Consider the following 11,615-nt stretch of genomic DNA (forward strand, 5'->3'; position numbering starts at 1 on the left):
GAGACAGGGTCGTGGTCACGGGATGTTACTTGGTACCGGCAGCTTCCGCAGCGGTGATCTCGACCCAGTCGGGCGTGATCGGCAACGTCAGGCCAGGCGCCTGGTCGGGGAACGCATTTTCGCCAATCGCGATCTTGATCATCTTGGTGCCCGGATAGAGCTTGGATTCGAAGGGATCGGTGGTGACGAAGTCTCCCTTGACCGAGACGGAGCGCTCGGCCGGCTTCTTGCCGGTGTCGAGAATGTCGACCGCGAGCTTGATCGCTTCCGAGGAGAGATAGGCCGGGTTGGAACCCAGGATGCACTTGGCGCCTTGCGTCTGCGCGCAGGTGACGGCGGCGACATTGTAGGAGAAGCCGACGACCGGGACGATCGGCCGCCCGGCATCCTTCAACGCCTGGATGGCACCGGAGCCATAGCCTTGCGTCATGATGCCGTCGATCTTCGGGTTGGCGGCAAGCAGGGCCGCGACACCGGACTGTTCCGGTCCAAGGGCATAATTGCCGTTGTAATAGCCGACGACCTTGATGTCGGGATATTTGGCCAGAACCTTCTCATAGCCCTGCTGCAGCTGCGCCGAGATAGGCGCACCGGCGAGGCCGCGGTCGAGGATGATGTTGCCCTTGCCGCCAAGCTGCGCGGCCATCCATTCAGCCATGACCGAGGGGATGCGATCCCAGTCGGAAGCGACAGCGAGCGCGCAAGGCTCGGTCACCACCTGGTCGAAGGAGATGACGACGATGCCGGCATCGCAGGCCTTCTTGATGGTCGGGTTCAAGGCCGAGTCCGAACCGGCGTCGACGAGGATGGCGTCCGGCTTCTGGCGGATGATGTTGTTCAGCGAATTGATCTGCGCCTGGACGGTGTTCTCGACATTCTCGATCTTGAGGTCGACGCGGCCCTTGAGCGGCCCCTTGTTGACCGACACGGTGGCGACACGCTCCATCTGCTGGCGCCAATCATTGCCTACGAAATTGTTCGAGAGATAGATTGTGTAGGGCTTCTTGTCCTCGGCGTGGCCGGCCTGTGTGGCCGCAGCCATCATGGCGACGGCAAGCGCTGCAAGGCCGATGTTACGGCTTGGTGATTTCATGATTTTCTCCTCCCATTTTTCGTTGCGAAATCGCGACGCCCAAAGTGGCGCCTTGCATCCACCAAATCAGGTTCCCGAAGCCTCCTTGGGCGTGATCTCGACCCAGCTCGGCGACACCGGCAAGGACAGTCCCGGCGCCAGATCGGGAAATACGGTCTTGCCGAGCTCGATCTTCACCGCCGAGGAGTTCGGGGCGTATTTGGCATCGACCATATCCGTGGTCAGGCCGGGTGAGTTGAACAGTACGGTGGTGTCGGCCGGCTTCTTGCCGGTGTCGAGAATGTCGACCGCGAGCTTGATCGCCTCGGCCGACAGCGACGGCGGATTGGCACCCAGCCAGCATTTGGCGCCCTTGGTCTGGGCGCACGTCACGCCGGTACCGTTGAAGGCGGCGGCGACGATCGGCACCATCGGCCGGTCGGCATTCTGCAGCGCCTTGATCGCACCGGTGCCGTAGCCCTGCGAAAAGATGCCGTCGACTTCCGGATGGGCGGCGAGCAGGCTGGCGACGCCCTCCTGTTCGGGCCCTGCGGCATAATTGCCGTTGAAATAACCGACGATCTCGATGCCCGGATACTTCTTCAGCACGGCACCAAAATTCTTCTCGAACTGTTCCGAGATCGGCGCGCCGGCGAGGCCGCGATCCATGAAAACCTTGCCCTTGCCGCCGAGGATGGAGGCCATCCATTCGGCCTGGTTGTTGGCCATGATATCGAAATCGGAATGCAGCTTGTAGGCGCATTCGGCCGAAACGGTCTGGTCGAAGCTGACGACGATGATGCCGGCGTCGCAGGCCTTCTTGATGGTCGGATTGAGCGCCTCGGCCGAGGACGCGTCGATGAGGATGGCGGCTGGTTTCTGGCGGATAATGTTGTTCAGCGAATTGATCTGCGCCTGAACGGTGTTCTCGGCGTTTTCGATCTTGAGGTCGACGCGGCCCTTCAACGGCCCCTTGTCGACGGCGACATTGGCGACGCGCTCCATCTGCTGGCGCCAGTCATTGCCGACGAAATTGTTCGAGAGATAGATGACGTAAGGCTTTTGGGTTGCGGTATGGCCGGGCATGGCGCCCATCGCGACTGCGAACCCGGCCAGCGCCACGAAGCAGGCGCTCAAGCTCCTCATTTTCATGGTCTTCCTCCCAGTGTTTCCCGTCCAGCCGGTGATGGACTGCGCCATCTTGATCGGATGAAGATGAAAAATTGATACCGGTACCAATTGCGAATGTCAATTTGACCGGACTTCCCCAAGGCTGCGTCCGCGAGCCGAATTCGCCAGATCTCCTCCCTTGCGACTTCTCCCGTGGCCGGCACTTCAGCCTAGCTATCATGCTATTATAATTTTATGTGCCTGTCTATGCGACCTCGGCAGAAAATACGGCCTCCGGCACGTTTCAGGACAGGTCGTTAGGCGCGTCGTAGGTGATGCTGAAAATGTCGGCGGGATGGCGGGCAACGGAGAATTCGATGCTGCGCTGGTCCGCCGACTGGTAGAGCATCTCCACCGTCAGCACCGGGCTGCCGAGCGTGATGCCGAGGTCGGCGGCAACCACCTCGTCGGCGATCTCGGCGCGCACCGTGACATGCGCCACGTCGAGTCGCAGGCCGAGATGTTTCTGTACCGAACGGAAGATCAGCACGTCGGAGAAATCTTCCCGCTTCAGTCGCGCGCCGATGTCGGGCGGGAAATAGGTGGTGATCTGCGCCTTGCGCTGTTCGCCGATCGACAGCACGCTGCGCAGGCAGTAGCCCGCCTCGTCCTTGCCCATGCCGAAATGGCGCTGGAGCACGGGCGAAACCTCCTTGCGATAGGATTTCACCGTCAGTTGCGCATCCTTGGTGAAGGCCGCCATATCGGCGAAGTTCTTGAACTTCCAGCTCAGATTGACCGACGGATTGCGGGCCGCGACCACAGCCGGCTTGGCTGAGCGTTTCCGGATCAGCCCGTCGGCCTCGAGATCGCGCAGCGCCTGGCGAACCGTGATCAGGCTGACGCCGAAATGCTCGGCAATGGTCGCTTCCTTCGGCAGTTCGCCGCCGACCGGGAAGGTGCCGTTGCCGATCGGTTCGCGCAATATATCGGCAAGCTGGCGGTAGAGCGGCCCATTGGCGCGGCCGAGTGTCCGCCTGGGAAGACTGTCGATGGTGGGAGCGGAATGATCCATGAGCCTCGTCGCGCCTGTGTCGAAGCTTTTATAATAGCTTCCTTATCGGGAGGCTAGGCAAGGCTGTTGACGATCAACCGTCTCAGGCAAAGAGCCGAAGCGGCTGTTCGATCGCCGATTTCAAGGTCGCGAGCCACGTGGCGGCGGTGGGCTCATCAACGCTTGCCGCGTCCACCGTCAGCAGGCATTCGGCATGATCGCTCGCCGTGCTAAGCGAGACGGCCAGCCGCATCGCGCGGCCAGGCAGAAGCGGCATCACGACCGGCCTTATCTCGCTGGTGGGCAGCAGCCGCAGGGATAGCACCGCCGGTTTGTCCGCCTCATCATGGGTGCCGGCCAATGCTGCAAGCCGCATTGCGCGCAGAGATGTCAGGGACATTTCGGGGGCCAAGGCGAACACGGTTTGCCGGCCTGCCAGCTCCAGCGCCACGGATACGTCGTCGATCTTGGCGGCGTCCGGCATCTCGGCAAATATTCGACCGGCGGCGCGCAGCAGCACGTCGTCGACATCGAGTGTACGTCCCGAATTCTTCAGCGCCGCCAGCAGGTCCTGCAGGGCGCCGAGCGCAATGGAGGTTGCGAAAGCAGCGACACGAGGCGCGGCGATTGGAGGCGCTGCCGCGGGTGCGGCGACCCCGGGCGAAGCGGCCGGTGCGCCAGCCGAAACGAAACCCAACACATCAGCCGCCAGGATGCGTCCGCCCGGCCCGCTGCCGCGGAGCGTTTCAAGCGGCAGGCTTCGCTCGCGCGCCAGCCGGCGGGCATAGGGCGAAACGGCCAGACGTGCGGATTGCGCCACCGCGATGTTCATTTCAGATACTCTGAATTCACGCAGTTGGTCAGCCGTCCCTCGGCGAGATAGGCGTGCACCACCTCGATCGATTTCAGCCGGAGGTCGCGCATCGATGCCGGACTGTAGAAGGCGGCATGCGGAGTGACTATGAGGCGATTGGCGATCCACGCTTCGCGGCGACGCCATGCCGCCAGCAGCGGATGGTCGAGATCGCCGGGTTCGTTCGGCAAGACGTCCAGTCCCGCTCCGGCGACGGTACCCTTGCGCATGGCGGCTTCCAGCGCGTCGAGATCGACGATCGGGCCGCGCGCCGTGTTGACCAGGACAAGGCCGGGCTTGGCGGCGGCGAAGGCGGCGGCGCCGAGCAGCTCGCGGGTTTCCTCGCTCAGCGGCGCATGGACGCTCACCACATCCGCGCCCGCCATCAGTTCGACCAGCGAATGGACCCGCTCGTAACCGGTCGAGAGGTCGACGCCGGACAGGAGATGCGGGTCGTAAAACACCACCTTCATGTCGAAGGCGGCGGCGCGGCGCGCGGTGGCAAGCCCGATGCGGCCGAGACCGACAACGCCGAAGGTGGCACCCTTGTGCCGGCGCACCAGCGGCGCCTTGGAGAAATGCCAGCCTTCGGCACCATTGCCGGCAAGCTCGGCGCCATAGGCAGAGGTGCCGCGCGTCAGCGCCAGCATCAGGCCGATGGCGTGATCGGCGACTTCGGTCGTGCCATAGTCCGGCACATTGCAGGCCGGGATCTTGCGTGTCCCCCAACCTACCGTGTCGATGTTGTCGAAGCCGACGCCGGAGCGCACCGCGATCCGCGCCTTGGGAAAGGCCGATGGCGCGGCGGCGACATTGTGGGTAGGCGAATAGTTGATGACGGCATCGACCGTCTGGCAGATGGCCGGATCCAGCGTGGCCGCCTTGTCGTTGGTCGAGCGGGCGAGGATGAACTCGATGTCGGGATAATGCTCGCGCTCGAGTTCGGCTTCGTCGGCGGCTTGCCAGTTGGCGCACAGGATCTTCATGCTTGCCCTTCGGATTTCATGTTTGGGTAGAGGTCTATTTCTTGATGCCGCCGATGCGGCCGCCCATCGGCACCACGGCGCCGACCGGCTGATCGATTGCGGCGAGCGTTCCGCTGATCGGTGCCTCGATCTCGACCACGGCCTTGTCGGTCTCGATCTCGGCGATCAGTTCGCCCTCCTTGACCGTTTCGCCAACCGCCTTCAGCCATTTGATGACCGTGCCCTCGCTGACGGTGAGGTCGCCGAAAGGCATCGTTATCGGTTCGCCATAGTCGGGAGCAGCGGGCGTCGGGGTCGGTGGCACGGGCGATGCGGCCTTGACCGGAGCAGACGCGGATCTGGCCGGCACAGCACTTTTCAGGCCGACCGTGTACCAATGATCGGGAACCGGCGGCTTGCCTGCGATGACGTCACGTGCGCCCTGGACGATGCGGGCGCTGTCCACCAGCATGGCGCGCTCCAGCACCGGGGCGAAGGGGTGCGAGGTCGGCGCGGTGTGCAGCCGTCCCGGCGGGGCGTCGAGCTCATCAAAGGCGAGCTCGTTGATCGCCTGGGCGATCTCGCCGCCAAGGCCGCACATCGCCCAGGCCTCGTCGACGATGAGCAGGCGGTGGGTCTTGCGGACACTGGCCACGATCGTGTCGATGTCGAGCGGCATGATCGTGCGCGGGTCGATCACCTCGGCCTCGATGCCTTCAGCGGCCAGCGCTTCCGCTGCCTCGAGCGCGCGTTGCACCATCTGGCCGGCGGCAACGATGGTGATGTCGGTGCCGGCCCGGGCGATGCGCGCGACGCCGAACGGGACAAAATGCTCGCCGACCGGCACCTCGCCCTTTGAGGCGAACAGCGCCTTGGGTTCCAGCATGATGACCGGGTCGCCAGCCCTGAGCGCCGTCTTCATCAGACCCTTGGCGTCGGCCGGTGTCGAGGGCACGCACACGATGAGGCCCGGCATATGCGCGAAGACCGGATGATAGATACCGCTGTGATGCGGGCCGGAGCTGCGCAGCGCGCCCGCGCCAACGCGCACCACCATCGGCGCGCTCATCACGCCGCTGGTCATGTAGCGCAGCTTCGCCGCCTGCAGGAAAATCTGGCCGGCGGTCTCGAAAGCAAAGTCGGCGAACATCAGGTCGGAAACGGTACGGGCGCCGGTGGCCGAGGCGCCGACGGCGGCGGCGGTGAAACCCTGTTCGGAGATCGGCGTGTCGACCATGCGATCGGCGCCGAATTCCTGCCAGAGGTTTTTGGTGTGGGCAAAACTGCCGCCACGCTCGCCGGTGCCCTCGCCGAAATAGAGGATCGCCGGATTGGCGCGCATCTCCTCGGCAATGCCGTCGCGCACCGCTTCCAGCCAACCTTGCGTGCGGGTCTCGCCGACGGCGCGCCAAGCCAAGGCGGCGGGTGGGTTGATCGGATCGGCGAAGACATGCAGGCGCACCGTCGCCGGATCAGGCTCGGGCGAGTTGCGGGCGAAGTTCAGCGCTTCTTCGACCACCTTCTCGATCCGCGCTTCGATGGCGGCCAGTGCCTCGGCATCGGCGATGCCGTAGTCCTCGACCAGTTTCTTGCGGAACATGTCGATCGGATCGCGCTTGATCCAGGCGTCGAGCTCCTCTTGCGTGCGATACGTGCCGATGACCGGATCGCCTTCGTGATGGCCGACGGTGCGGTAGGTCTTGGCCTCGATCAGCGTCGGACCCTTGCCGGAACGGGCGCGCTCGGTGGCCTCCTTCATCGCCAGCCAGACGGCGAAGACATCGTTGCCGTCGACAGCCACGCCGGGCATGCCATAGGAAGCGGCCTTGGTGGCGATCTCGGGATTGAGCGTGATGGAGTTGAGGGGCGTCGCGGTGGCGTAGAGATTGTTCTCGCAGATGAAGACAGCCGGCGCCCGCTGCACGGCGGCAAAATTGAGCGCCTCGTGGAAGCCGCCATGGTTGGCGGCGCCGTCGCCGAAGAAGGCGACGCCGATATCGTCGCGGCCTTGCTGGCGAGCGCTCATGCCGATGCCAACGGCATGGCCGATGCCGGCGGCGACGATGCCGTTGGTGCCGAACAGGCCGACCGAACGGTCGTAGAGGTGCATTGTGCCGCCGCGGCCACCGCAAATACCGTCGGCCTTGCCGAACAGTTCGGCCATGACGCGGCCGGGATCGGCGCCCTTAGCCAGGGCATGACCATGGCCGCGATGGGTCGATGTGACCCAGTCGGTTGGCCTGAGGTGGGCGCAGACGCCGACGCCGGTCGCCTCTTCGCCGATGTAGAGATGCAGGAAGCCGGGTGTTTCGCCTTTGCGGCAAGCGATCTGGGCGATGCTTTCGAAACGGCGCAACAGCACCATGCGTTCGAACAGATCGAGCAGGATCTTCCGGTCGGGGAGGTTTGGCGCACCCCTCGACTCCTCGCGTGCGCGCGCCGCAGACATTGCCACCAAAGCCTCCCTGAATCCATCTGACGCCGGGCGGCGGAGCGCCGGCGGCGGGCTTGTTCGCCGCCCACTTCGGTGCATCATAGATTATAATAGCATAATGTCTACTGGCTCCAAGCAGAGCCGCGTGGAGCGTTAGATTCTTGTCATGCGCACCGTGGCGTCCGGGCGCTGGAACAGCTCCGGGCGCAGGCCGAGACCGAGCCCGGGCCCATCGAGCGGCACGACATGGCCGCGCTCGACCGGCGGAATGTCGGCGACGATTTCGGTGTACCAGCCGGTGAAGTAGGCGCGCACCGCCTCCTGGTAATTGACGTTCGGCAAGGTGGCCGACAGCGCGCAGCTGGCGGCATAGACGATCGGCCCGGTGCAATCGTGCAAGGTGACAGGCAGTTCGCTGGCTTCGGCCATGTTGGCGATCTTGCGCGCTTCGGAGAGGCCGCCGCACCAGGCGAGGTCGATCATGATCACGCTGGCCGCGCGCTTGTCGATCAGCTGCCTGAACATCTGCCGCGAGGCGAGCCGCTCGCTGGCGGCAATGGGGATCGAGGTGTGGCGGGCAAGCTCGGCCATGGCGTCGAGCTCGTTGTAGCGGATCGGTTCCTCCAGCCAGGCGACGTCATAGGCTTTCAGCGCCTCCGCGATGCGCAGCACGGGCGGCAAGGTCCACAGCCCGTGCAGCTCGACCATGATTTCCATGTCGCGACCGACAGCGTCGCGGATCTTCTGGAACGGCTCCAGCGCCTTGTCGAGATCGGCGAGCGAGATTCGGGTGCCGTTCGACGCCTCCGCCGCAATGTCGAACGGCCAGATCTTCATCGCGCCAATGCCTTCGGATTTCAGGCTCCTGGCGAGATCGCCGGCATTGTAGCGCCAGGCGAGCAGGTCCTCGTACGGGCCCTCGTTCGAATCGCCCGCCTTCAGCGACCAGTCCTCGCCGCGCTCGAACAGGGCGTTCTTCTTCGTGGCGCGGACATGTTTGTAGCCGGCGCAAGTGTTGTAGATCGGCACGGTCTTGTGAGTGCGGCCGCCAAGCAGCCGCCAGACCGGTTCGCCAAGCGCCTGGCCATAAATGTCCCAGAGCGCAATGTTGACGGCGGAATTGCCGCGCACCTCGGCGCCGGAATCCCGTGCGCCGACATAGACGCCGCCGAGCGTGCGGTCGTGCAGTTCGATGTCGCGCGGATCCTTCCCCAACAGATAGGATGCAACATTGTCGTGGATGTAGGACGCGACGGGCCCCGGCGCCCAGAAGGTCTCTCCGGTGCCGATGAGACCGGCATCGGTGTGGACGCGCAGCCAGAACAGGAATGGAAACTCGGCCAGCTGCAGCGTTTCGAGCGCGACGACTTTCATCTTTTCCTCCCACTGCGGCGGACCATGCGGTCGACGGGACAATAACACATCGCCGTTGACAGCCATTTATGGTACCGGTATCAATCCCGTCAAGATGGCCACGGGAGGGCGTTCGCTTGCCTGCCAAAGATCAAGACACGGCGCGGCGCAGAGCACTGGTCACCGGTGCCGCGGGCGGCCTCGGCCGCGAGGTGGCGATCCAGTTGGCCCGGCGAAACTGTGTGGTCGCGGTCACCGACATCAATGGCGAGGGACTGGCCGAGACCATCGGGCGGATCGGCGAAACAGGCTCGGAAAGCGAAAGCATTGTCAGCGATTTCACCAGTGAGGGCGCACCGGAAGCGGCGGTCGAAAAAGTGGTCGCGCGCTGGGGCGGCATCGACATCCTCGTCAACAATGCCGGCTATGGCGTGATCGAGCCGTTCCTCGATGCCACCTACAAGGCCTGGACGCGCACGCTGGCCCTCAACGTCACGGCACTCGCCATGGCCTGCAAGGCGGCGGGGCGGGTGATGCGCGAGCAGCGTTCGGGGCGCATCATCAACATCACCTCGCCGGGCTCGCGCATGGCGCTGCCCGATTACACGGCCTACACGGCGAGCAAGGCCGGCGTCGATTCCATCACCCGGGCCGCGGCCGTGGCGCTGGCGCCCTATGGCGTGCTGGTGAACAGCCTGGCGCCGGGCATGATGGACACCGAGATGCAGCGCTCGACCGAGGTCGATCTCGCCCGCGCCAATGGCCGCGACGACCTGCAGGCCTTCCTCGACGAGCGCACCCGCCGCATTCCGCTCGGCCGCCGCGCCGAGATCTCAGAGGTCGCTGAGGCCGTCGTCTGGCTCTGCCTCGATGCACCCCGATACATGACCGCCGAGCGGCTCAACATGTCGGGCGGGCTCGACAAGGACTGATCACATGCTGCGAAACTCCCCTCCCGACAGCGCCGATATCGGCGCGCTAGAACGCAAGGCGACACGGCTGCGCCGGCACATGCTGACCATGGCGCGCGGCCAGGGCCAGGGCTATATCGGCCAGGGTCTCGGCATCGCCGATATGCTGGCCGCGCTGTATTTCCACGAACTGCGCTACGATCCGCATAGTCCGGCATGGTCCGATCGCGACCGCTTCCTGCTCTCGACCGGGCATTATTCCATCGCGCTGTGGGCCGCATTGGCCGAGGCCGGCATCATCCCGGTCGAGGAATTGATCACCTACGGCGCCGACAACAGCCGGCTGGAAATGTCGACGCTCGACACCACGCCCGGTGTCGAAGTGATCGGGGGCTCGCTCGGCCATGGGCTCGGACAGGGCGTCGGCCAGGCGCTGGGCCTGCGCGTGGACCGCTCCGACGCACGCGTCTTCGTCGAGCTTTCCGACGGCGAGATGCAGGAAGGCTCGACCTGGGAGGCGGCGATGTCGGCCAGCCATTTCAGGCTCGACGGGCTGGTGGCGCTGGTCGATTGCAACGGCATTCAGGCCGATGGCCCCGTGGTGCTCGACATGGAGCCGGTGGCCGACAAATGGCGTGCCTTCGGCTGGCAGACATCGGAGATCGACGGCAACGACATGAGGATGATGGTCGGTGCGCTGGCGGATGCGAGGAACCGCAATGGCAAGCCGAAGGCGATCGTGCTGCGCACGCTTCCGGGCAAAGGGGTGCCGCGCATCGAAACCTCCGAGAAATCGCACTTCTTCCGCATCGACGTGGCGCAATGGGACGGCATCATCGCCGAGTTCGAAAAGACCATGGGGGCAGCCCAATGAGCGGCGCGGCGACGGAGGCCGGACGTACGCTGGCCATGGGCCAGGACGAAGCCGTTGGCGGCGGCCGGCGGAGCGTGGAGGCGCCTTTCGGCAAGGCTTTGGCGCGGCTTGGCCAGAGCCGTCCAGACATTGTTGGACTGACCGCCGACCTCGGCAAATACACGGATATCTTGCCGTTCCGCGACGCCTTCCCGGACCGCTTCTTCAATGTCGGCATGGCCGAGCAGAACCTGGTCGCGGTGGCCGCCGGACTGGCGCGCACCGGCAAGGTGCCGTTCGCCACCACCTATGGCGTGTTCGCGACGCGGCGCGCCTATGATTTCGTCGCCATCGCGCTCGCCCACTCCAACCTCGACGTCAAGATCGTCGCCGGCCTGCCGGGACTGACCACCGGCTATGGCGGCACGCATCAGGCGATCGAGGACCTGGCCTTGATGCGGATGATCCCCGGCCTGACCATCATCGACCCCTGCGACGCGACGGAGATCGAAGCAGCGACCGAGGCGATCGCGGAGCATGGGGGGCCGGTCTACATGCGGCTCTTGCGTGGCAGCGTGCCGGTGGTGTTCGAGCCTGGCTACATCTTCGAGATCGGCAAGGCGCGCTGCCTTCGCCAAGGTTCCGATGTCGGCATCATCTCGACCGGCTTCATGACCGAGCGGGCGCTGGATGCGGCGGATGCGTTGGACAAACAAGGCATCTCGGCCGGCGTGCTGCATGTGCCGACGATCAAGCCATTCGATGCCGGGGCGGTGGCCGAATTTGCCGCTGGTTTCAACCATATCGTCACGGCGGAAAACCATGTCGTGGTCGGCGGCCTGGCGAGCCTTGTCGTCGAGACCTTGTTCGATGCCGGCATTGCGAAGAAAGTCACCCGCATCGGCCTGCCCGACCGCTATATCGAATGCGGCGCGGTGCCGACCTTGCAGGCGAAATATGGGCTGACGACCGACGCCATCGTCGCAACAATTGCCGCGTTGAACTAGGAC

General features: G+C 64.7%; 10 protein-coding genes. 3 read left to right on the forward strand and 7 right to left on the reverse strand.

Going from position 1 to position 11,615, the window contains the following annotated elements; genetic code table 11:
* Positions 1-25: 25 nt before the first annotated feature.
* The 7 genes from EB815_RS02600 to EB815_RS02630 all read right to left on the reverse strand — a co-directional run bounded on the left by EB815_RS02600 (position 26) and on the right by EB815_RS02630 (position 8,862).
* A complete protein-coding gene (locus EB815_RS02600) occupies positions 26-1,093 on the reverse strand; it encodes a substrate-binding domain-containing protein (protein WP_056568768.1) in 1,068 nt (355 codons plus the stop codon).
* A 66-nt stretch (positions 1,094-1,159) separates the two neighbouring features.
* Positions 1,160-2,224 carry a substrate-binding domain-containing protein gene (locus tag EB815_RS02605; RefSeq protein WP_056570290.1) on the reverse strand — a complete coding sequence of 355 codons (1,065 nt, stop codon included), beginning with the start codon at positions 2,222-2,224 and terminating at the stop codon, positions 1,160-1,162.
* A 262-nt stretch (positions 2,225-2,486) separates the two neighbouring features.
* The gene (locus EB815_RS02610) at positions 2,487-3,257 is read right to left on the reverse strand and encodes a GntR family transcriptional regulator (RefSeq protein WP_056568764.1); all 771 of its coding nucleotides are present in this window, start codon (positions 3,255-3,257) and stop codon (positions 2,487-2,489) included.
* An 82-nt stretch (positions 3,258-3,339) separates the two neighbouring features.
* Positions 3,340-4,068: an E3 binding domain-containing protein gene (locus EB815_RS02615; protein WP_056568761.1), complete on the reverse strand. Its 729-nt coding sequence runs from the start codon at positions 4,066-4,068 to the stop codon at positions 3,340-3,342.
* Entirely contained in the window at positions 4,065-5,075 is a 1,011-nt protein-coding gene (locus EB815_RS02620; RefSeq protein ID WP_056568756.1) for a C-terminal binding protein, read from the reverse strand. The genes EB815_RS02615 and EB815_RS02620 overlap by 4 nt, the downstream gene beginning before the upstream one ends.
* A gap of 34 nt (positions 5,076-5,109) precedes the next feature.
* Positions 5,110-7,503 (reverse strand): thiamine pyrophosphate-dependent enzyme, encoded by a 2,394-nt coding sequence (locus EB815_RS02625; protein ID WP_244494014.1) that lies wholly within the window; start codon positions 7,501-7,503, stop codon positions 5,110-5,112.
* Between the two features lie 138 nt (positions 7,504-7,641).
* Positions 7,642-8,862, reverse strand: a complete 1,221-nt coding sequence (locus tag EB815_RS02630) for a mandelate racemase/muconate lactonizing enzyme family protein (RefSeq protein ID WP_056570287.1) — start codon at positions 8,860-8,862, stop codon at positions 7,642-7,644.
* A gap of 116 nt (positions 8,863-8,978) precedes the next feature.
* Here EB815_RS02630 and EB815_RS02635 point away from each other — a divergent pair, with 116 nt between their 5' ends.
* Genes EB815_RS02635 through EB815_RS02645 form a run of 3 tightly spaced genes read left to right on the forward strand, consistent with a single transcriptional unit; the run spans position 8,979 to position 11,612 of the window.
* Complete coding sequence (locus EB815_RS02635; RefSeq protein WP_065005421.1) at positions 8,979-9,773, forward strand: SDR family NAD(P)-dependent oxidoreductase; 795 nt, start codon at positions 8,979-8,981, stop codon at positions 9,771-9,773.
* 4 nt (positions 9,774-9,777) lie between these two features.
* Entirely contained in the window at positions 9,778-10,626 is an 849-nt protein-coding gene (locus EB815_RS02640; protein ID WP_056568750.1) for a transketolase, read from the forward strand.
* Positions 10,623-11,612 carry a transketolase family protein gene (locus EB815_RS02645; RefSeq protein WP_056568747.1) on the forward strand — a complete coding sequence of 330 codons (990 nt, stop codon included), beginning with the start codon at positions 10,623-10,625 and terminating at the stop codon, positions 11,610-11,612. The genes EB815_RS02640 and EB815_RS02645 overlap by 4 nt, the downstream gene beginning before the upstream one ends.
* The last annotated feature ends 3 nt before the right edge of the window (positions 11,613-11,615 follow it).

The sequence above is a fragment of the Mesorhizobium loti genome (assembly GCF_013170705.1).
Classification (GTDB): domain Bacteria; phylum Pseudomonadota; class Alphaproteobacteria; order Rhizobiales; family Rhizobiaceae; genus Mesorhizobium; species Mesorhizobium loti_D.